The sequence below is a fragment of the Bowmanella denitrificans genome (assembly GCF_039522935.1).
Lineage (GTDB): Bacteria > Pseudomonadota > Gammaproteobacteria > Enterobacterales > Alteromonadaceae > Bowmanella > Bowmanella denitrificans.
The window spans coordinates 115,219-136,588 of the sequence record NZ_BAAAEI010000023.1 but is presented as its reverse complement, the minus strand read 5'-3'; the positions used below and the strand labels follow the sequence as shown (position 1 = coordinate 136,588).

At 52.1% G+C, this 21,370-nt stretch carries 15 protein-coding genes and 1 riboswitch; of the genes, 8 read left to right on the top strand and 7 right to left on the bottom strand.

Going from position 1 to position 21,370, the window contains the following annotated elements; all coding sequences use genetic code 11:
• Window positions 1–198 precede the first annotated feature (198 nt).
• The 3 genes from ABD028_RS18260 to ABD028_RS18250 form a co-directional block, all read right to left on the bottom strand.
• Window positions 199–810 carry a thioredoxin family protein gene (locus ABD028_RS18260; RefSeq protein ID WP_343846856.1) on the bottom strand — a complete coding sequence of 204 codons (612 nt, stop codon included), beginning with the start codon at window positions 808–810 and terminating at the stop codon, window positions 199–201.
• Window positions 807–2,810: a protein-disulfide reductase DsbD family protein gene (locus tag ABD028_RS18255; RefSeq protein ID WP_343846855.1), complete on the bottom strand. Its 2,004-nt coding sequence runs from the start codon at window positions 2,808–2,810 to the stop codon at window positions 807–809. The genes ABD028_RS18260 and ABD028_RS18255 overlap by 4 nt, the downstream gene beginning before the upstream one ends.
• 83 nt (window positions 2,811–2,893) lie before the next feature.
• Entirely contained in the window at window positions 2,894–4,309 is a 1,416-nt protein-coding gene (locus ABD028_RS18250) for a sugar porter family MFS transporter (RefSeq protein WP_343847154.1), read from the bottom strand.
• 217 nt (window positions 4,310–4,526) lie between these two features.
• On the opposite strand from ABD028_RS18250, the gene ABD028_RS18245 reads away from it, so the two are divergent.
• From ABD028_RS18245 to ABD028_RS18235, 3 genes are read left to right on the top strand one after another with little or no spacing between them, the layout of a single operon-like run.
• Entirely contained in the window at window positions 4,527–5,996 is a 1,470-nt protein-coding gene (locus ABD028_RS18245) for an MFS transporter (RefSeq protein ID WP_343846854.1), read from the top strand.
• Between the two features lie 16 nt (window positions 5,997–6,012).
• Window positions 6,013–7,023 (top strand): glycoside hydrolase family 43 protein, encoded by a 1,011-nt coding sequence (locus tag ABD028_RS18240; protein ID WP_343846853.1) that lies wholly within the window; start codon window positions 6,013–6,015, stop codon window positions 7,021–7,023.
• A gap of 2 nt (window positions 7,024–7,025) precedes the next feature.
• Window positions 7,026–9,446, top strand: a complete 2,421-nt coding sequence (locus ABD028_RS18235; RefSeq protein ID WP_343846852.1) for a glycoside hydrolase family 3 N-terminal domain-containing protein — start codon at window positions 7,026–7,028, stop codon at window positions 9,444–9,446.
• Window positions 9,447–9,482: 36 nt separating this feature from the next.
• Here the strand turns inward: ABD028_RS18235 and ABD028_RS18230 are convergent, their stop codons facing one another.
• The gene (locus tag ABD028_RS18230; protein ID WP_343846851.1) at window positions 9,483–10,034 is read right to left on the bottom strand and encodes a TMEM165/GDT1 family protein; all 552 of its coding nucleotides are present in this window, start codon (window positions 10,032–10,034) and stop codon (window positions 9,483–9,485) included.
• Between the two features lie 84 nt (window positions 10,035–10,118).
• A riboswitch (yybP-ykoY riboswitch) is annotated at window positions 10,119–10,227 on the bottom strand.
• A 127-nt stretch (window positions 10,228–10,354) separates the two neighbouring features.
• On the opposite strand from ABD028_RS18230, the gene ABD028_RS18225 reads away from it, so the two are divergent.
• The 5 genes from ABD028_RS18225 to ABD028_RS18205 all read left to right on the top strand — a co-directional run bounded on the left by ABD028_RS18225 (window position 10,355) and on the right by ABD028_RS18205 (window position 18,465).
• On the top strand, window positions 10,355–10,597 hold the full coding sequence (locus ABD028_RS18225) for a hypothetical protein (RefSeq protein WP_102797760.1): 243 nt from the start codon (window positions 10,355–10,357) through the stop codon (window positions 10,595–10,597).
• A gap of 439 nt (window positions 10,598–11,036) precedes the next feature.
• Complete coding sequence (locus tag ABD028_RS18220; protein WP_343846849.1) at window positions 11,037–14,291, top strand: TonB-dependent receptor; 3,255 nt, start codon at window positions 11,037–11,039, stop codon at window positions 14,289–14,291.
• Between the two features lie 102 nt (window positions 14,292–14,393).
• Window positions 14,394–15,917, top strand: a complete 1,524-nt coding sequence (locus ABD028_RS18215; RefSeq protein WP_343846847.1) for a tryptophan halogenase family protein — start codon at window positions 14,394–14,396, stop codon at window positions 15,915–15,917.
• 20 nt (window positions 15,918–15,937) lie between these two features.
• On the top strand, window positions 15,938–16,954 hold the full coding sequence (locus ABD028_RS18210) for a cupin-like domain-containing protein (RefSeq protein ID WP_343846845.1): 1,017 nt from the start codon (window positions 15,938–15,940) through the stop codon (window positions 16,952–16,954).
• Window positions 16,955–16,971: 17 nt separating this feature from the next.
• Window positions 16,972–18,465 carry a tryptophan halogenase family protein gene (locus ABD028_RS18205; RefSeq protein WP_343846843.1) on the top strand — a complete coding sequence of 498 codons (1,494 nt, stop codon included), beginning with the start codon at window positions 16,972–16,974 and terminating at the stop codon, window positions 18,463–18,465.
• 486 nt (window positions 18,466–18,951) lie between these two features.
• On the opposite strand, the gene ABD028_RS18200 is transcribed toward ABD028_RS18205, so the two are convergent.
• From ABD028_RS18200 to ABD028_RS18190, 3 genes are all read right to left on the bottom strand, one after another.
• On the bottom strand, window positions 18,952–19,230 hold the full coding sequence (locus tag ABD028_RS18200) for a hypothetical protein (protein WP_343846841.1): 279 nt from the start codon (window positions 19,228–19,230) through the stop codon (window positions 18,952–18,954).
• Between the two features lie 22 nt (window positions 19,231–19,252).
• Window positions 19,253–19,780 (bottom strand): TerB family tellurite resistance protein, encoded by a 528-nt coding sequence (locus tag ABD028_RS18195; protein ID WP_343846839.1) that lies wholly within the window; start codon window positions 19,778–19,780, stop codon window positions 19,253–19,255.
• 105 nt (window positions 19,781–19,885) lie between these two features.
• Entirely contained in the window at window positions 19,886–21,370 is a 1,485-nt protein-coding gene (locus tag ABD028_RS18190; protein ID WP_343846837.1) for a tryptophan halogenase family protein, read from the bottom strand.

Below are 21,370 nucleotides of genomic sequence, written 5' to 3'. Positions count from 1 at the left end.
CATGGAGTGAAAATTCCCCTGCTCTTCTCCGGGACCTCTGCGGCTCTATGGTGAAAATGATCTGAACAAAATAAGAAAAAGCCAAAGAATTCAGAGTGGTGTCACTGCAGGTTTTCTTTACGCCCAGCGTCTTAGCGAGAAGGGATGGTTTTTCGTGAGGTTCGTGGTCGTCGCTTAAATCGCTGGAGACAACTCCAGCTATGACGCGTATTTTACCGAACAGCCGTAAGGAACTGTCATTTTTTCAGTAACCTCTTGGCCGCTTTTTAAGGCCGACATGGCCGCATCCACGTAGTTGGTTGCCCTGGTAATATCGGCCGGGTTTGCCGACTTTATACTGTCAATGGCACCGGCATAACGCAGTATCCCTTGGGGATCTATCACATACATGTGCGGAGTGGTTTTTGCCCCATACAACTTACCCACCGCACCATTTTCATCGAATAACACCTGGCTGGGACTGGCCTTTCGTTCTTCACTCAGCGACTGCGCCTGTTCACTGCTGACATGTCCCTGTTTTCCCGGCGCGGAAGAAATAATCGATAACCACACCACATCCTCAGCGGTATATTTTTGCTGCAGCGCCTGCATATTGCCGGAATCATAATGTTTCTGTACATAAGGGCACAGGTGATTAGTCCATTCCAGAATCACATATTTGCCCTGGTAATTGCTCAATCTTACCGCCTCACCCTGAATATTCTTCAAGGTAAAATCAGGCGCCTGGCTGTCGGCTTTTACCGCCGCCAGGGTGCTATGCGGCAAAGCAAACAATACCAGTGCTGCTAACCAGGCTTTTAGCTGTTTCATGGCTGTAGTTCCTCCCGTGCATTTTGTATCGCGTCGATCACCAGTTGAGTGGTCAGAATCTGCGGTAACACCTGCTCACTGCGTTGTCCGGCATACACCACATATAAGGGTACACCCGAGCGTTGATATTGCTGCAAAAATGTCAGTATTTCAGCGTTTTTATTGGTCCAGTCACCGACCAGATAATGCACATTCGGCTGTTCAAACAGCGTCAGCAGCGCCTCATCAGTCAGGGCCACCTGTTCGTTAACCTTGCAGGTAATACACCAGTCCGCCGTCATATTCACCAGCACGACCTTGTTTTCACTGCGAAGCTGATCCAGAGTCTGGCGGCTAAAAGCCGACCTTACATCAGCACTTGCGGTATCACTTACGGCCACCAGCCAAAGCTGCCAAACCATCAGCACCAAGGCCATAACCAACGCGCCTGTACTCAGCAGTGTAGATTGGCTGCGCCCCAGCCAGATAAACAGGGCAAACAGCAGTAATCCGGCCAGCAGCATAGCCTGCGCAGCGTTACCGCTTAGGCCGGCAAACACCCAGACCAACCAGACCACCGTTGCCAGCATAGGGAATACCAAAAACTGCCGGAATGTCTGCATCCATGCCCCAGGTGTTGGCAACACCCTCGTCAGGGTCGGAAATATAAACAGCAGCGTTAGTGGCAGGGCAAATCCCACTCCCAGACAAAAGAAGATCCACAAACTGGCCGATAAACCACTCACCAGCGCTACACCCAAGGCTGCCGCCATAAAAGGGGCGGTGCAAGGCGAGGCGACCAGTACGGCCAGCACTCCCGTAAAAAACTGACTGACAAAGCTATGCCCTTGCGTTAACGACTGCCCCATACCGGCCAGTCTGGCACCACTGGGCGCAACATCCATCAGCATCAGGGCAATAAACACAAACAGGTAGGCCAGAAAAGCGATAACCACCGGTTCCTGCATATGAAAACCCCATCCCACCATCTGACCAGACTGCTTGAGTATTTCAATCAGCAGGGCAAAGGCCAGAAAACTCAGTATCACGCCAAGGGGGTAAGCCCATTTGGCCGCTCCTGTCGTTCCCTGGGTACGTAAAGACATGGCTTTTAATGATAAAACCGGCAGCACACAAGGCATAACATTGAGAATAATTCCGCCCAGCAGGGCCATCAGACCGTACAACCATAGCGGAGTTTGTGCTGCATTGAGGCCGCTATTCAGCTCACTGCGCAAATACCAGCCCTGTTCACCGTTGGTAACAAGAAAGTCCAGCGCGGTCTCTGCATGCGTCTCGAAATAGTCGGATTTGGCCAGCAGCAGGGTCAAGCCTGTAGCGGTTTCAACCCTCTGCTGCGGCTGATTATGCTGGATCACACCGGCCTGCAGTGGCAGTACCTGCCAGTTGCCGCTGACAGGCGGCGTAAACGCCAGACTGATATGCTGTTCTGTCACTTCGTGTAACCCACTGAGCTGCAGCTCTACGGGCAAGCGGGCGCGGGTCTGTTGAAACAGTTCGGCCTGAGGTCCAGGTTCGGGATGATCAGTTACCGGCAGACTCAGACTTAAATCCGCCCAACCGGGGATACAATCTTCCCGGCAAACCAGCCAGGATACGGAAACCTGCAGATCAAGCTGCAGCCCAACCAGGTCTTCAGCCACAGAGATGGGCACCATCAACAGATTTGCCCCTTCGTAGCCATAATTGACCAGATGCGCCACCGGTATTTTGCCCGGCAAAGGCCACTGAATATGCCCCGCGCTGACGCCATCTGGTAAGGTCCATTGCAAGCTGGGGGGCTCCCCGGAATCGCCAGGGTTTTGCCAATAGGTATGCCAGTGCGGGTCTGGGCTGAACAATACCCCCAGCCAGTTTTCCCGGCCAGCTTGCAGGCCGCTTTGTTCACTCAGCAGTTGCACGCGGATATGTGGCCCGGTGGCGGATGAATCCGCTACCGCCGCCCCAGACTGAAGTGCCAGCCAAAGGCAGGCCAGCAAGCTGATACCTAATTTATTCATTGTTGCCTATTGGTGATACATACCTGGCTATATTAGGAATCTCAGTTCAGGCTGGCAACACTGTGTCAAACCAGCAGCGAAGCTCAGCCCTGCATATCCTCCAATTCAGTGCCCTTGGTTTCATGCACCATCTTCATCACAAACCACACCGATAAGGCAGCACACAGCGCATACAAACCATAGGCTCCAGCCAGGCCGATGCCGGCCAGTAACATGGGGAAGGTCATAGTAATCAGGAAATTGCTGCCCCACTGGGCAAGGCCACTGACGGCCAGACCCGAACCACGGATCTGGTTTGGGAACATTTCCCCCAACATTACCCACATCACCGGCCCCCAGGACATATTAAAAAAGAACACATAGGCGTTGGCGGCAAATAACGCCAGCGGCCCCCAACTCCCCATAATCAAGCGGCCGGACTGATCCTGACCAGCATTGGCAAAGGCCAGCACCATCAGCGCCAGCGTTACAGCCATCCCCACCGAGCCCCATTTAAGCAGTGGCTTACGGCCAATTTTGTCAATCACCAGCAAGGTAATCACGCAGGCACCAATGGACAAAGCTCCACTTATCACATTGATCAGCAGAGCGTCGGACTCAGAAAACCCCACCGCCTGCCACAGCACTGCACCGTAGTAGAACACCACGTTAATACCCACCAGTTGCTGAAAAGTCGCAAGGCCTATGCCGACCCAAACAATATGGCGCACCTTACCACTGTGCTTGTCGATAAGGTCACGCAAACGGGGTCTGTGGTGATCCCTGGCCAGAGACTGGTCGATTTCCTCTACCTTGCGACGCGCTACGGTGTCGCCGTATAGGCGTGCAAGCACCGCCAGAGCCTGCTCACGACGCCCCTTAACCACCAAAAAGCGCGGGCTCTCAGGAATAAACAACAACATCAGCAAAAATAACAGTGCTGGAAACAGTTCAATCCAGAACATCCAGCGCCAGGCCGCATAATCCATCCACAATTCACTGGTGGAAGCGCCGGCACTGGCGGCCAGAATATAGTTACTTAAAAAAGCCGCAAACAAACCACTGATTATGGCAATCTGCTGGACTGTGGTCAGCATGCCCCGGTAGCGGGCCGGTGCCACTTCAGAAATATAGGCTGGCGCCATTACCGACGCCGCCCCCACAGCCAGTCCCCCCAGCACCCGGTAAACCACAAACTCCGCCGAGGTTGCAGCAATACCTGAACCCCAGGCACTGATAATAAACAGCGCCGCAGACACCAGCAGCAACGCGCGGCGTCCATAATGGTCCGCCAATCTGCCCGCAAAAAAAGCTCCCACCGCACACCCCAGCAACATACTGGACACATTAAAGCCGGTGCCAATGCTTTCGGAATTAAAGGCCAGTTGCAGGCCATCAACGGTGCCGTTAATTACACCGCTGTCAAAGCCAAACAGAAAGCCACCAATAGTGGCAACAATACTGATAAAGGCAATAAAGAAGCGGTTTTCTTCCTGAGCCGGGCTCAGGGCTTTGTCCATCACTTGGTCCAACGTTGTTTCCTCTTAAATAGGCGGTTTGCTGAGGTTTTTGCCCAGCATACGGTCCTTACAAGGTTGACGCACCCGGTTTGTTAAAAATAATAAAGCGCCACTCACATTCCGTTAACCCTCAGCCAAACATTCGCTGGTATGGTGGGGCTACAGCGTCCCCCTAAGTGGTGACCAGATAGCGAAAAAACACAAAAGCAGGAACAACATGTCGCAAACTTTGACCGTTACCGAGAAGGTGGGATACAGCCTGGGAGATTTAGCTGCCAACCTGATATTCCAGACTCTGATGACCTTTCTGGCGTTTTTTTACACCGACGTGTATCAAATTCCACCCGCCCAGGCTGCCAGTATTATTTTTATCGGCGGCCTGATCGGTGCGTTTTTTAATCCATTGATGGGCCTGATTGCTGACCGCACCCAAACACGCTATGGCAAGTTTCGTCCGTGGATACTCTGGACATCAGTGCCTTTTGGTCTAATTGCCCTGGCGGCATTTTCGACCCCGGATTTCGGCCCTGACGGCAAGCTTGTCTACGCCTTTGTCACTTATGTACTGTTGGTGATTATCTATTCGGCCAACAATCTGCCCTACTCTGCCCTAAGTGGTGTGCTTACCGGCAGCATGGCTGAGCGTAACAGTTTATCCGCCTACCGTTTTGTGGCGGTGATGGTGGCACAATTTATTATTCAGGCGCTGCTGCTGCCGTTGGTATTGATTTTGGGTGATGGTGATAAAGCCCTGGGCTTTAAAAACACCATGACGATATTTTCTGTGGTGGGCATAGTATTTTTTCTGATCACCTTTATCACCACAAAGGAGCGGGTGGTAACGGCGGTCACTCGCCATTCCAGCATCGCGCAGGACCTGCGCGACCTGTTGCATAATCGTCCCTGGGCCATCATGCTGATTCTGACTATTCTGGTGTTTGTCACCTTGTCCCTGAAAGGCGGCATGTACGTTTATTACTTCGAGAATTATCTGCATGCAGCGCAGATAGCCGCGTTTCTGCAGGATATCGGCTTTAATCAGTTTATTGCTGGCCTGAATAGTCTGTTGACCAGTATCGGGCTGAACGCGTTTCACTGGCCTGAGGATGCCGCCACTTCTGGCTTCAGTTTGTTTAATGCCGGTGGCATTCTGCTGATGATTGTGGGTATTGGCTTTTCCAAACCCTTGGCAGATCGCTTCGGCAAACGGGATGTCTTTGCCGTAGCACTGTTTATCTCCACGCTGTTTATTCTGGTGTTTTATCTGCTGCCAGCCGACGCCATAGGCCTGGTGTTTCTCGCTCAGATTCTGCACGGCTTTTTCTACGGCATCACTATTCCCCTGCTTTGGGCCATGATTGCCGATGTGGCCGACTATTCAGAATGGAAGAATCACCGCCGTGCCACCGCGATTATCTTTTCCGCCATGATCTTTGGACTGAAGCTGGGTCTGAGCATTGGCGGCGCACTGGTGGCGGCCATTTTAGCCCATTATGACTACAGTGCTGCCCTGGCCATACAGGCTCCTGAGACCATTGAAGGGATCAAATTGTCGGTCAGCCTGTTTGCCGCTATGCCCTTTTTAGTCGGTGTGGTTATTGTCAGCCGCTATGAAATTAACAAGCGACGTGAACACCAGATAGAGCTGGAACTTAGCCAGCGTCGCCAGGCATTGCAAAGCCAGTAATAAGACAGGAACAGGTATGTCAGAACAATCCATCGACTATAAACAACTGCGCGCCAAAGCGTTGTCCCAGCCACTGGTAGAACATATTTATACCGCAGATCCGTCTGCCCATGTGTTTAATGGCCGCATCTATATCTACCCGTCCCATGACATTGATGCCGGTATCGCGTTTAACGACAACGGCGACCACTTTGCCATGCAGGATTACCATGTATTGTCTCTAGACAAACCGGGCGGCCAGGTCACAGATCACGGTGTGGCCCTGCATATAAAGGACGTGCCCTGGGCTGAGCGGCAAATGTGGGCACCTGATGCGGCGTATAAGAACGGCACCTATTACTTCTACTTTCCGGCCCGTAATGCACAGGGGCGCTTTCAGATTGGCGTAGCAACGGGGGATTCCCCTGCCGGGCCCTTTACGGCGCAGCCACAACCTATAGCCGGAAGTTTCTCCATTGATCCGGCCGTTTTCGCCGATGACGACGGGCAATACTACCTGTATTTCGGCGGCATCTGGGGTGGGCAACTGCAACATTACCGCGATTGTCAGTACGATCCTGCCTTTGCTGAACCTTTGGCGCATGAGCCGGCATTGGGGCCGATGGTGGCGCGCCTAAGTGAAAACATGCTGGAGTTTGCAGAAACACCACAGCAGATCCTGTTACTTGACGAGCAGGGGCAGTTGCTGCTGGCCGCAGACAACCAGCGGCGTTTTTTTGAAGCGTCCTGGCTGCATAAATACCAGGGCAAGTACTATTTTTCTTACTCCACCGGCGACAGCCATTTTATCTGCTACGCCACCGGCGACAGCCCATACGGCCCATTTGTCTATCAGGGCAGGATACTGGAGCCGGTAGTGGGGTGGACCACGCATCATTCCATCTGCGAAATAGACGGCAAGTGGTATTTGTTTTACCACGATTCCAGTTTATCCGAAGGCATCACCCACTTGCGCACGGTAAAAATGGCCGAATTAACTTACGACGAACAGGGCCGAATCCAGACTCTGCAACCTTATAAGGAGTGACAATGCGAGCATGTAAAATGATTACTGGAGTTGGGCTTTCACTGTTTGCCTTGTCATCCTGGGCGCAACCCTGGCCCTATCAGAATCCCGACCTTGCGATAGAAGAGCGCGTAGAAGACTTGCTGGGCCGTATGACGCTGGAAGAAAAAGCCGCGCAACTGCAAACCATCTGGCATCAGCGCCGCGACATGGAAGATACAGAGCAACGTTTTTTGCCAGACAGAGCCGCCGACATTATGCCCCTGGGCATCGGTCATATCGGCCGCCCCAGTGAGTTTAAAACCCCGCGTCAGACGGCCGAATTTAATAACGCCGCCCAGCGCTGGCTGAAGGAAAACACCAGATTAGCCATCCCCGCCCTGATGCATGAAGAGGCCCTGCATGGCTATGTGGCCTTTAATGCCACCAGTTTTCCCCAGGCAATTGCCCTGGCCAGCAGTTGGTCGCCACAGGATATGCACGATATCTATGCCCTGGCCGCCAGCGAAATGCGTGCGACCGGCGGACACTGGGCGCTGACACCGATATTAGATATTGCCCGTGATCCACGCTGGGGCCGCATTGAAGAAACCATGGGCGAAGATCCTTACCTGATGACCGCCATGGGGGTTGCGGGGGTTAAAGGTTTTCAGGGCGAGCCCAACAGCACGCTGTTTGCCGCTGATAAGGTGGTTGCCACCTTGAAACATCTGACCGGTCATGGTCAGCCTCAGGCTGGCGTGAATATTGCCCCGGCACATATCGGCAAACGGGAGCTACATGAAATCTTCCTGCCGCCTTTTGAAGCTGCGGTCAAATTGGCCAGAGCTGGCAGCATCATGGCGTCCTATAATGAAATCGACGGTATCCCCTCCCACGTCAACCAGCCACTACTGCAGGACATAGTGCGAGACGAATGGGGTTTTGATGGCGTGGTGGTCAGCGACTACTACGCCATTGCCGAACTGGTCAGTCGCCACAGCCTGTATCAGGATGACGCTCAGGCCGCCATCGCCGCCCTGAGCGCCGGTGTGGATATGGAAACTCCGGATCGTCAAACCTTCGTGCACTTAGTCAAGCTGGTACAAAGCGGCCAGTTGCAGGAAGCACTGATAGACAGAGCCGTACGCCGGGTACTGGCGATGAAATTCAGATTGGGGTTGTTTGAGCAGCCCTTTGTGGATGCCAGTCAGGCCGATGCCTTAGTCGGCGCCCCTGCCCAGCGTGAATTTGCCCGCCAGGTGGCGGAAAAGTCTATGGTTTTACTGAAAAACGACGGTTTGCTGCCGCTGGACGCTGGCAAGCTCAGGTCCCTGGCAGTGATAGGTCCGCATGCAAACGAAACCCTGCTTGGCGGTTACAGCAGTATTCCTAAACAAACGGTGAGTATCGTGGCGGGTCTGCGCGACAAACTCAAAGGCCAGGTACGGGTTGACTATGCCCCGGGTACCAAATTAACCCAGGACCAGTTCAGCCCTGACCAGCGCAGTCAGCAGGCCAACAGCTTTTCGATGCAGCGCTGGAATGAGGATAACGTGGTGTTAGGTGAGCCGCAGCACAATCAACGCTTACTGGCCGAAGCAGTGGCACTGGCAAAGCGTGCTGATGCAGTGGTGCTGGTGCTGGGTGAAAACGAAGCGCTGTCCAGAGAAGCCTGGGCAGACGGACATCTGGGCGATCGCACCAGTCTGCAACTGGTGGGTAATCAGATGGCATTAGCCAGGGCGATATTGGCCACCGGCAAACCTGTGGTACTGGTACTGACCAATGGCAGACCGCTGGCCTTAGGCGCACTGGCTGAGGACATGCCAGCGATAATTGAAGCCTGGTATCTGGGCCAGGAAACCGGTTCTGCCATCGCCAACGTGCTGATGGGGAATGTCAGCCCCAGTGGTAAATTACCGCTGACTTTCCCGCGTAGCGCTGGCCATATCCCCAGCTATTACAACCATAAAGCCTCAGCTAAACGCGGTTATTTATTTGACGACATCACCCCTCTCTATCCTTTCGGTCATGGTCTTAGTTACAGCCGGTTTGAGTATACAGATCTGCAACTTGACGCCAGCGATGCCAAAGCGAATGGCCACATCAAGGTCCGTTTTACCCTGAAAAACAGCGGTCAATATGCGGCAACCGAGGTGGTGCAGCTATATATCCAGGACCCGGTAGCCAGCGCCACCCGGCCGGTAAAGGAATTGAAGGGCTTTCAGCGGGTTGCCCTGCAACCTGGTCAGCAAGCCAAAGTCAGTTTTGAGCTACCGGTGAATCTGCTGGCATTTTTTGATAACCACATGCGCTGGGTGGTAGAGCCAGGCGACATCAGACTGATGATTGGCAGCTCGTCGGCGGATATTCGACTGCAGGATTTATTTCGTATCCAGGGCGACACCACCGACGTCAGTGCCAATAAGGCCTACCTGAGCCGGGCAGAGGTAAGCTACTAACTCTTTTAAACAGCGCTAAGCGCCCTGTAAAAGCTCTTATAGCAGGGCCAGCACTCCCATCAGGATAAACAAAGCGGCGGCCAGCCAGCGAGTGAGTTGAAAAGGGATTTTCTCCATCAGCCTGGCCCCCAGATAAACTACAGGCACATTGGCAGCCAGCATCCCCAAGGTGGTACCAGCAGTGACCCAAACGACGGATTGAAATTCCGCGGCCAGCAAGACCGTGGCCACCTGAGTTTTATCGCCGATTTCCGCCAGGAAAAACAGCACCAATGAAACAACAAAAGCGCCATACTGATCAAAGCGGCTGCCAATGGCTTCTTCTTTGTCTGGTACCAGCAGCCAAAGCCCTACCAGAATAAAACTGCCAGCCAACAACCAGTGGCCAACCGATGAACTGACAAAGCCTACCAACCAGGCACCAAGCCAGGCTGATGCGGCATGATTAAGTAAAGTGGCAACAAGAATACCGAGGACAATTGCTGATTTGTTGCGAAACTTGGCTGCCAGCAGCAGGGACAGTAGCTGGGTCTTATCGCCCATTTCTGCGATAGCCACCACGGCAGTAGAAGTAAGGAATGCATCCATTGAACTGGTCTCAGGCGGGATTCGAAACCAAAGGCAAACAACCATCTCCCGCCAATGGGATGGCCATTTGCCTCAGGTCTCGCCGATATCCGCACCATGCACGGATACAAATTTGCCACAGGCTGCTGCCTGACTATGTTGACAAACTTACCTGCCATAGCTGGCAGGCGGGCTACTCCCCCAAGACGGCCGCCAGCCTAGCATAGAAGTTAAATTCATCCAAACCTATTTGCGGGTAGGGTATTTTCTGACCTGGATCAAAGGGTCGCAAAAGCATCGGCATAAACTATCGATAAAGGCAAAATCTGTCGAAGCTAAATATGTCAGACCAAAATTTGATCAAGTTACTCAGGCTGCTGATGCTCACTGGGCTGACCATGATAGCGCTGGGTACAGTGCTGCACTTTAGCGAGACCATGGCCAACCTTGGGATTGCTGGCATTATTGTCAGTGCCACGCTGGTAGCGATTGGCATGGCGTTATCTCTGCCAACCAAGATGTATCTGACCTTTTTGTTAATGAAACGCGAAACAGACAAGCCAATCCCCCGATTGGTTAAGTGATGCCCTGCTCTGAAATGTGAAAAATACTTGGCATTTCATACTCATCCCGCTCAATAAGGCCATCTTACACTGCATAGGACCAAGCTTGGGTTCATGCTTTTTTATATCGTCCAGGCGAAATTGACAACGCTGTCAATGTGATATATAACCAGTAAAGTTAATATTTATTTGTTATTTTTTACCATTAATTCACATTTCTTAATGTGGCTTCAACAGGTGCGATTGCCGCACAGCTCAACGTGGCGTTGTTGTTGAGCAAGTGGTGCTGTTGCGGAAAATAGAATCGGCAGTTTTGCCAAAAGGTTCTGATGTTTTGATGCTCTGTGCATGTTGATTTTTACCAATAATTAAAAGTTATTTGTCGCTATGTACAAATAGAAAACCAAACCGAAGCTATCGCCAGGTAGCTTGGTTTACGTAAAAATACCGAGGGTTGAACATGTCTAGTAGATTTAAGAAGAAGTATCTGGTTATTGCCATGTCTTGTGCACTCACTACACCAGTGGTGGCACAGGAGCCGGTCACGGAAGATCAGAGCGCTAATGAGTCTACGGAAGTGATTGAAGTTCGAGGCATTCGCCAGAGCATTGAAACGGCACAAAGCCTTAAACGGTATGCCGATACCGTTAAAGATGCGATTACCGCCACAGATATCGGCGCCCTACCGGACCGCTCAGTCACAGAAGCGCTGCAACGCGTCCCAGGTGTGACCATTGAGCGCTTCGCCGCATCTGATGATCCTAAGCATTATGCCGATGAAGGTACCAGCGTACTGGTGCGCGGCCTGGACCGGGTGCGCAGTGAAATCAATGGCCGTGACAGCTTCAGTGCCAACCCTTACGGTGGACTCAGTTATGAGGATTTTCCAGCGGAACTGTTAGGCGCTGTCGAAGTGGTAAAAAACCAAACAGCTGATCTTATTTCTGGTGGCATATCGGGTACTGTTAACCTGGTTACCCGCAAACCCTTTGATTCTGACAATCGCCTGCTGGCAATCAGTGCCCAGGCCAATTACGGTGACTATCGCGAAGAAACCACCCCATCATTTAGCGCGCTGTTCTCGGATAACTGGGACACCGATTCAGGCAAGTTCGGCTTGTTGGTAGCGGCGTCAGATTCAGAATACAGAACCCGCGGCGACGGTTTTGGCCTTGGCAACTATCATAGCCGGGGCCCGGTTGACACCTTCTCCTATGACGAATGGGGCACGCCCAGCCCTGGCGTGGTAGCAGGTATGTATTCCAACCCTTGTATTCCCGGTGCGTCCGACTGGCGCGCCTGCGGTGACGGGTTTGAAGATACGGTACTATACACCGACGCAGACCAGGCTGAATATGTTCCCGAATTTGAGGGACAGGCTCTGGAAGGCCAACCCGATGGCGTGACCTGGTATGCACCGGCCAGTTACACTATGGCGTCCGCCGAAAACGATCGTAAGCGTCAGGGCTTTACCGCCTCGTTGCAATGGCAAAGTACCGACGAAAGAATTACCGCCACTTTAGAGCACATCAATTCCAAAGCCTCGTTGGAATGGCGTGAGTATGTAATCGCATCTGGCGACCGTGGCTTCCTGCCTTATGCGCCCAATGCCATTCAATGGTTTGATGGCAGTGACGAAGGCCATCCATTAACAGTGGATGAAAACGGTTATCTGACCTCAGGTGTTGGCCGTTCCAATGAACCTGAGCTGCCGCTGCAGTTCCGCTCCCGCTATAACTTTAATGAAAGCACGGTCAAAGACACCTCATTCAATATAAAGTTTAAAGCCACGGACCGCTTGACTGTCACAGCAGATTATCAACATGTGGACTCCGAGCAGATTGTTCACAACAACTCGGTAACCTCGCGGATTAATGGTAACCAGACTCAGGAGCATGCTCCGTTCTTCCTGGATTTGCGCGGTTCCAGCCCCACCATCGAATTTTTGAACCCCAATACATCAACGCCACCCGATGTTGAAGCGGATACCAACCCAATCTTGCGTATTGCCAGTGGTATGCAACAGGAAGAGCATAACGAAGCAAATGCTGATACCTATCAACTGGATTTCAAATACGAATTGGACGGCGCGTTCACCTCAGTGATGGGCGGTGTTTACTATTCAGAGAAAGAGCTGACGGTCCGCAATACCGATTATGAAGGCTGGCAGGCATTGGGTACACCCTGGAATGCGCAGGCTTCTTATAACGCGTCACCCCAGGTGGTACCCGAACTGTATGACCGTATCAGCTTTGCCGATCACTACAACGGCAATACGCTGATTGGCGCAAACAACAGCTTCCTGTTCCCACGTATGGATTTGGCGCAGAATTATGAGCAAACCCTGCGAGACGGTTGCGGCACCTGGAGTGCACAAGGCAACGCAATGGACGGCAGCGGTGGTTGCGCCCTGCCCTATGAAGACTTAGCCGACCGTGTACACAGCCATTTTGCTCCCCGTCATATCAGTTCAAGTAAGACCGATCGCACAGAAGTTTATGCTCGCGCCAATTTTGACATTGAAGTGTCTGATATTCCGGTTAAAGGGAACATCGGCCTGCGCTATGTCAATTACCAGTTGGAATCCACTGGTGGCATCAACTTACCAGCCACCTCCAGACGTGGTACCGATGAAACAGGCTCCCTTTATCAGGTGATGCTGAACCAGTATCCCAGCATCTTCGCGCTGGCATCGGGTGAGTCTTTTGCCAGTACCATTAAGGGCACCGATTACACCACCGTGCTGCCCAGCCTGAACTTAAGTTTTGGTCTGTCTGATGATGTGGTGTTGCGTTTCGGTGCATCCAAGGGCTTGTATTACCCAAGTCTGGTGGACGCGGCCAATAAAATGGTGGTCAGCCTGGACTACGAAGAGGTGTATCAGAACCCCAACGAAGCCAAGGACGAAACAACCAACCCTACGGTTGATCTGACCAATATCGAAATCAGTGCCAATGCCCGCAACGCCTTCCTTGAACCGGAAGAGTCGGTCAATCTGGATTTAACCGCTGAATGGTATTTTGCCCCGGCGGGTTCATTGACCTTCGGACTGTTCCACAAAAAACTGTCCAACATTATCCGCAACAGACAATTTTCCACGGAGATTGATGTAGACGGTACCAGCTATCCTGTATCGGCTTACGGCCCGGATAACACAGGCTCGGGTACAATCCGCGGTGCAGAGCTTTCCTACTCGCAGTTTTACGACATGTTGCCGGGGATCTGGAGTGGTTTAGGCCTGCAATTTAACTACACCTATATTGATCAGGACGGCCTGGAAGACCCCAACACCAACCCGACTCAAGCCATTCAATTCAATGGTGCAGGTGTGCCCATCAGTGACAATCGCAATACCTTCAGGCAGTTCACCGGCTTGCCGTTGCAGGGGTATTCGGACCAGAACCTGAATATTGTCGGTATGTACGAGAAGGACGATATTGCCTTCCGTCTTGCCTACACATGGCGTTCTGAATACTTGCTGACCTTGCGCGAGTCTGAAGAGTTTGTACCGGCTTACTCCAAGGCACAAGGTATGATGGATGCGAGCCTGTTCTATACCATTAATGAAAACGTCAAAGTGGGTTTGCAGGTCAGTAATGTGCTGGGTACCGATACGGAAACACAGTACCAGCAGAATCAGGCCGGTAAGCTAACCGATGCCTTCACCTTTACCACAGACCGCCGCTATGCATTGACTGTGCGCGCCACCTTCTGATAACAGGTCCTGGCCCATATAAACTGCGCAGTAGCAATACTGCGCAGTTTGTTTCATTCTAAGGCCTGTAATTGCAAAGGCGAGTATCACTATGGTTGAATTATGCAAAACGCCTTAAGATCCATCTGTATTGTCGGTGGCGGCACCGCTGGCTGGATGGCTGCGACCTTGCTTTGTACTGTGTTACGGGGCAGCGGCATAAAATTAACCTTGGTGGAGTCCGCCGATATCGCCAGTATCGGGGTGGGCGAGTCCACCGTGCCGTCCATCATGGATTTTATCCAAGCCAGTCAGATTAATCTGAAGGACCTGATTCAGGCCACATCCGCCAGTTTTAAACTGGGTATTCGCTTTGCAGACTGGTCCGTTCCTGGCGAGGAATTTTTCCACCCATTTGGTCGCACCGGTAAAGATATTAATGGCTTTGATTTTTATCAGGCCTGGTTGAAATCATTAGCAGATGGCCAGGATTCAAACTGGCTGGATTATTCCCCGGCAGCCACTATGGCCGAGCAGCAGCGTTTTATGCTGCGTCCCCAGCATCCCAATAACTGGGTACAAGCCAGCTATGCTCACGCCCTGCATCTGGATGCCATTCAGCTTGCCCGTTTTTTGCGCCAGCTTTGCCTGACACGCGGCGTTAATCGAATCGAAGCCACCGTCAAAGAGGTGATAGTTGACCAAAGGTCCTTTATTCAAAGCCTGACCCTGGATGACGGCAGCAATCTTAGCAGCGATTTTTTTATCGACTGCACGGGGTTTAAGGGACTGCTTATCGAGCAGGCCCTGCAGGTGGGCTATCAGGACTGGTCCCACTACCTGCCTTGCAATCGCGCCGTGACCATACAAACGGAAAATCAGGCGCCACCGGTACCTTATACTGTGGCAACGGCCCGTCAGGCTGGCTGGAGCTGGGCCATTCCCCTGCAGCACAGAACCGGCAACGGCTATGTATATGCCAGCCAATTCTGCAGCGACGAGGAAGCCATAGATACCTTGCTAAGCACGGTAACCGGAAAAGTCCTTAATCAGCCCAGCGTGATTCCCTTTGTAACGGGTAAACGCAACAAGATCTGGCAGCGCAACTGTTTGGCCCTGGGGCTGGCTGGGGGATTCCTGGAGCCGCTGGAGTCCACGGCTATTCACCTGGTGTATAAAACCCTGGTGCACTTTATTCAGCACTTTCCCGATAGGGATTTCGACCAGGATGTGCAAGACGGTTTCAATCTGAAAATTGATCAGGATTATCAGGAAATCCGCGATTTTATCATTCTGCATTACTGCACCTCCAAACGACAGGACAGTACCTTGTGGCGCTGGTGCCAGGATATGCCGGTGCCAGAGACCCTGGCCAGCAAGATAGCCCTGTTTAAGCAGCGCGGGCAAATACCGCATAGCAGCGGCCAGTTCTTTAGCTGCGACAGTTGGTACGCCATTTTAGAAGGCGTGAAGATTCGCCCCAACAAATACCACCCCTTGCTGGATGCCTTTAACCGTCAGGATCTGGTCAGATTACTTGATGAAAACCGGCAGCAGATCCGCGCAGAGGTGCAAAAAATGCCAAGCCACCATGACTACCTTCAGACCCATTGTCCGGCTCGCAGACAAACTTCAGGCAAAGGATGAATCAGGCAAGAAGTAGAGATATGCATAAGTACAAAGCCATTGCGGAATATTCTTCGTTAAGCGCAGAGCAATTTTTTAATCAGCTTGCCCCTGAACAACAGCCGCTGATTATCCGCGGCTTTGCCCAAAAATGGCCGCTGGTAATCTCAGCACAACAAGGACCGCAAAGCTTTGTTAATCACTTACTTAAATTTTATCAGGGCAACAAGGCCAGAATGGTGGTAGCGCCGCCATCGGCCAATAAGCGTTTTTATTACAATGCGCAGATGACCGACGTTAATTACTTAAGTGGTGAAGAGCGCGTTGATCTGTTTTTAGGCCGACTACTAGAGCTGATGGACAGATCAGTGTATCCGGCCATCTCCATGCAAAATGCCAGGCTCAGCGAGATCCTGCCGGGGCTGGCCGAGGAAAACCGCAGCGATTATTTTCCTGATCTCGAACCCCGGCTATGGGTAGGTAATCAAGGTATTGTCAGCACCCATTACGATGGCTCAGACAATCTGGCCTGCGTGGTTACCGGTCGGCGGCGCTTTATCCTGTTTCCCCCCGAGCAGACCTGTCATTTATATCCTGGTCCCCTTAACTTTACCCCGGCTGGCGCCCCCACCAGTCTGGTGGATGTGGACAATCCCGACCTCGGGCGTTATCCATTGTTTCAACATGCCCGTGACGCAGCCTACAGTGCCGAGCTTGGGCCGGGCGATGCCATCTTTATACCTATGCTGTGGTGGCACCATGTGGAATCACTGGACAAGGTCAATGCCCTGATGAATTACTGGTGGAACGGTTCATCAGCACCGGATGCGGTGTCCCCCAGTGCTATCGACAGTTTAAACCTGGCTTTACTGGCCATGCGCGATCTCACCCCCAAACAGCGCAATGCCTGGCGCTGTATGTTTGACCACTACTTATTTAAACAGGGGGTCGATCCTTGCGCCTACATTCCAGCGCAGCAGCAACATATACTGGGTAAATTGTCGCCCGACTATATTCGGGCCATCAAAGATTACTTTATCCGAAAACTACAAAAATAAAGGGGCGCAGCGCCAGGATGACAAACAGCAAACCCAATAAAATCCTGATTGTCGGCGGGGGCACCGCTGGCTGGATGGCGGCCAATCTGCTGGTCAGCAAATGGCAGGATGTTGAAATCACCCTGGTAGAGTCCGAGGACATCGGCATTATAGGCGTGGGCGAAGGCAGCACCCCGCACTTAAAACTGTTCTTTGATACTATTGGCGTCAGCGACGAGCAATGGATGCCGCGCTGCAATGCCACCTATAAAAATGGCATCAGCTTTGACAACTGGTCGAGCCTTGCCGGCTTTGAATCTTACTTTCATCCCTTTGCCGCACAAACAGACGATGTCTTCACCCTGCCTTTGTTCTTTAAACATATCCGCGCCAGAATGCAGGGCCTGAACGTAGATGCGCACCCGGATCGGTATTTTCTCGAAACCTATCTGACCCGGCAGCATTTGGGCCCTTTGCCCGCCGAGTCTTTTCCGTTTGGCATGGCCTACGGTTACCATTTTGATTCGGCCCGGCTCGGCCAGTTTTTGGCCGAACAGGCACAGGCCAAAGGGGTGACCCGGCTGATTGGTCATGTTGCTGAGGCTACCCTGGATCAGGTTGGCAACCTCAGTTATGTGCAGCTTAACGATGGCCGGCAGTTAGCCGCTGACTTTTTTATTGATTGCTCGGGATTTCAGGCGCTACTGCTGCAAAAATCCCTGAACGTCGGTTTTCGCAGTTATAAAGACAGTTTATTTAATGACGCCGCAGTAGTGATGCCAAGCGCCGCCCCCCAGGTATTGCCGGTAGAAACCCGCTCCATTGCCCTGTCCAACGGCTGGGCCTGGAAAATTCCACTGACAAACCGCTTCGGCAACGGCTATGTATACAGCACCGGCTATATCAATGCCGACCAGGCCGAGACGGAGTTAAGGCAGCACTTAGGCTTGCTGGACGCCGATGTAGAGGCCAGGCATTTAGCCATGCGGGTTGGCCGGGTTGATAAGCACTGGCATAAAAACTGTCTGGCGGTTGGCTTATCCCAGGGCTTTATCGAACCCCTTGAAGCCACGGCCATTGCCTTGTCATTTAATACTATCGCGCAGTTTATTCAGTGTTTTGAACAAAGTCAGTTTAGCCACCAATATCAGCAGGCTTTTAACCAAAATATTAACGGCCGCTTTGACGGTATTCGTGATTATATTGTCTGTCACTACAAGATGAACCGCCGCGCCGACACTGACTACTGGCGGGACAATGCCGCCAATCAACAGATCTCCGACAACTTAAAGCAGATCCTGACCCTTTGGCATCATAGCCCGGATTTTGCTGGCGATATGCTCAAGCATAATTTAATCGGCAGTTATCAGCCTAAGTCCTGGGCTTGTATGCTGGCCGGTTACGGTATCTTCCCCAACCGGCCTTTACAGCAGCCTGCAGACCTGAGGGCCTATCAGCAGGAAATGGCCACCCTCGGTGATTTTATCCGCCGCTGCGGCCTGAACTTTAAACCCCACGCTGAGTTACTGTGATTCACTGGAAAATATCGGCTGTTACTTGATGCCTCTCACAGTGACGCTAAGGCACAAAGAATAGCTCTGCAGCAACGATATCTTAAACCACTCTGTGATCTCTGTGTCTCTGCGGTTTTCTTATGCTTTGCGCAGATAATTGTCACCACAGAGACACGAAGAGCACGGAGATTCCACCGAGATTTCTGGATCTTCTGCTGGCAAACTCAGCGGCTCTGTCAGAAAGGCCTTTGGCTGAGAATGAAATACTTCTCGCAGTGACGCTAAGGCGCAAAGACAGGCGCGCAGTGACAATACCTTAAACCACTCTGTGATCTCTGTGCCTCTGTGGTTTTCTTATGCTTTGCGCAGATCAATTTTCACCACAAAGGCACAGAGAACACGCAAAGTTTTGGATTAAAATGCTTCTGACCTTAGCGCTCTCAGCGGCTTTGCGAGAGTGTATCTGGTGTTTTTCCAGTGATTCGGGGTAGGCTCTGGTAGTGGCTAGCAGGCCATATTGGGCCAATTGCCGATTAGCGGCTGAACATCGGCGGGTAAATGCTGGCAAGGTACAGCATCAGGCAGTGCCACTAAGCGCTGCAGCGGGCCACTTAAAAACAGCGTGGTCAGACAATGCAATCCCTGCGAGCGGCTTACCACGCCAGCCAGCATAGTATCCGGCTGACCGGCCCCAAGCCAGGCCAGGCCGAGTTGGCGTTCCAGCTCAGTCAGCCGGCCTTGTGCCAGCATGGCATCCCCTAAATCAATCGCAAACCACTCCATCTTCTCGTCAAACCAACAGACATTACCAACTGGCTTTTACCAGTTTGGGAAAACATTGTTCGAATCCTTCAATAAGCTTATGCTGTGCCTCATTTGGCTGACCTTCCACCTTCGCCACTTCATTCATCATAAACACCACGGATTGAATCTGTTCAGTTGAAAACGCACTTTTACTGCGGTGCAGCACTTTGTCTGGATAGTTCAGTACCTCATCCCCCCTGCCGTACAAATGCACAGAGGCACTTAACAATTCCACTGAGGCTTGCTCACTAAGATGGAACTCTGACTGAAACAACGACAGAATCCGTTGCTTCTGCTCCTTACTCATATCCCCATTTAGTTTGGCCACACCAACGATAAACAAAGCCGCAACATCCATCGGGTTGTCCAGGGTATAGGCTGCGGACAACGTATATTCCTGCCGGAATTTTCTGCGCCTATGCCAACTGAAAGGATTCAACCAACCAAGGTCAATGCCACCTTGTTGCAGGCGATTAAGCAAGACTAATATAGTGACGACTACGCCAAGAATTGCCAGCACCAGATGCATATAAGTTCCCTCTATATTTTCCCTTATTCCACAATAGTAGCGCAGTCTTGCCAAACCCAAAACTATCACCAATCGCCTGCCAATCTCTCTGCCTGAGCCAATAAGCTAGTTTTTTTCAGCCTGGCAGTAACGGCGGATAAATTCCTGATGTGGGGGCAGTTTACCCACCACTTGCCCAATGGTCTGACGAATGCCCTGCAGATGCTGACGTAGCTGCGCTTCCGGCACGGCCGCCACCAGTTGATTATAGCCCTGCGGCATCAGCCCCTGGCCCAGCATCACATGTACCCAGGACTCCAACCTGAACAATTCATCACTGCTTTGAAAACATTGGCCACATTCATGGAACAGCGCCATGCGCTGTGCCAGACTATCGGGAATGGCCATGGTCCGGCAGTAACGCCAGAACGCACTGTCATCACGGCGGGTCAGATGGTAATGCAAAATAATAAAGTCGCGGATTTTTTCCAGTTCAACAATGGACTGCCTGTTGTACTCATCCACCTGTGCGCTCTGCATGCCATTAAAGGGAAACAGTTTCAGCAGCCGCACCACCGCATTCATAAACAGATAGATACTGGTGGATTCAAGGGGTTCCACAAAACCACTGGATAAGCCCATGGCAATACAGTTTTTATTCCAGAACTGCTTACGCCGACCGGTTTGATAACGAATCAAGCGTGGCTCGGTGAGTGGCGCGGTCTCCAGATTGGTCATCAGCCGTTCACGGGCACTATCGTCATCCAGGTGAGCGCTGCTATAGACCAGACCATTACCCACCCTGTGCTGCAAGGGAATGCGCCACTGCCAGCCACTGTCATGGGCCATGGCACGCGTATAGGGTGGCAGCGTGTCGGCGGATTCAGTCTGCACTACCACCGCACTGTCGCAAGGCAGCCAATGCTGCCAGTTTTCATAACCGGTTTGCAGGGTCTGTTCAATCAACAAGCCTCGAAAACCGCTACAATCGATAAACAGATCCCCTTCCACCCGCTGGCCGCTGGCCAGCACCAAGGCACGGATATGTTGGCTGTCGGGATCCTGCTCTACCCTGGCGATGCGTCCTTCGATTCGCCTGGCCCCATGCTGCTCACTGAATTCACGTAAAAATTTGGCGTAGCGACCAGCATCAAGATGATAAGCATAACTGATGCTGGAACTGTCGGAGCGGGCAAAACGCCCAGCCTCGGCGGCCTGCAATTCATAGCAATAGTCATCAATAGCGTAATCGATTCCGAGCGTCTTTCCATGCAGCCAGTAATGTTGAAAATCAGCCAGAAAGCTGCCCTTGCCAGTCGTGCCAAAGGGATGAATATAACGTTCCCCAATATCTCCCCAACCTTCAAAACTGATGCCTAACTTGAAGGTGGCGTGGGTTGCACGCATAAAAGCCTGTTCATCAATACCCAGCAATTTATGAAACACCAGCATGGGCGGAATGGTTGCTTCCCCTACCCCCACGGTGCCGATCTCTTCCGACTCCACTAGCGTCACGTCTACCAGATTGGCCAACTGTTTGGACAAGGCAGCGGCCGTCACCCATCCGGCTGTTCCTCCTCCTGCAATTACCACTTTTTTAACCTGCTGCAC

Bases quoted from the DNA above. Each gene is read 5' to 3' on its own strand.
- ABD028_RS18215 (WP_343846847.1), top strand. From the start codon at position 14,394: ATGCAAAACGCCTTAAGATCCATCTGTATTGTCGGTGGCGGCACCGCT.
- ABD028_RS18260 (WP_343846856.1), bottom strand. From the start codon at position 810: ATGAAACAGCTAAAAGCCTGGTTAGCAGCACTGGTATTGTTTGCTTTG.
- ABD028_RS18230 (WP_343846851.1), bottom strand. From the start codon at position 10,034: ATGGATGCATTCCTTACTTCTACTGCCGTGGTGGCTATCGCAGAAATG.
- ABD028_RS18205 (WP_343846843.1), top strand. From the start codon at position 16,972: ATGACAAACAGCAAACCCAATAAAATCCTGATTGTCGGCGGGGGCACC.
- ABD028_RS18245 (WP_343846854.1), top strand. From the start codon at position 4,527: ATGTCGCAAACTTTGACCGTTACCGAGAAGGTGGGATACAGCCTGGGA.
- ABD028_RS18200 (WP_343846841.1), bottom strand. From the start codon at position 19,230: ATGGAGTGGTTTGCGATTGATTTAGGGGATGCCATGCTGGCACAAGGC.
- ABD028_RS18235 (WP_343846852.1), top strand. From the start codon at position 7,026: ATGCGAGCATGTAAAATGATTACTGGAGTTGGGCTTTCACTGTTTGCC.
- ABD028_RS18240 (WP_343846853.1), top strand. From the start codon at position 6,013: ATGTCAGAACAATCCATCGACTATAAACAACTGCGCGCCAAAGCGTTG.
- ABD028_RS18210 (WP_343846845.1), top strand. From the start codon at position 15,938: ATGCATAAGTACAAAGCCATTGCGGAATATTCTTCGTTAAGCGCAGAG.
- ABD028_RS18195 (WP_343846839.1), bottom strand. From the start codon at position 19,780: ATGCATCTGGTGCTGGCAATTCTTGGCGTAGTCGTCACTATATTAGTC.
- ABD028_RS18255 (WP_343846855.1), bottom strand. From the start codon at position 2,810: ATGAATAAATTAGGTATCAGCTTGCTGGCCTGCCTTTGGCTGGCACTT.
- ABD028_RS18225 (WP_102797760.1), top strand. From the start codon at position 10,355: ATGTCAGACCAAAATTTGATCAAGTTACTCAGGCTGCTGATGCTCACT.
- ABD028_RS18220 (WP_343846849.1), top strand. From the start codon at position 11,037: ATGTCTAGTAGATTTAAGAAGAAGTATCTGGTTATTGCCATGTCTTGT.
- ABD028_RS18250 (WP_343847154.1), bottom strand. From the start codon at position 4,309: ATGGACAAAGCCCTGAGCCCGGCTCAGGAAGAAAACCGCTTCTTTATT.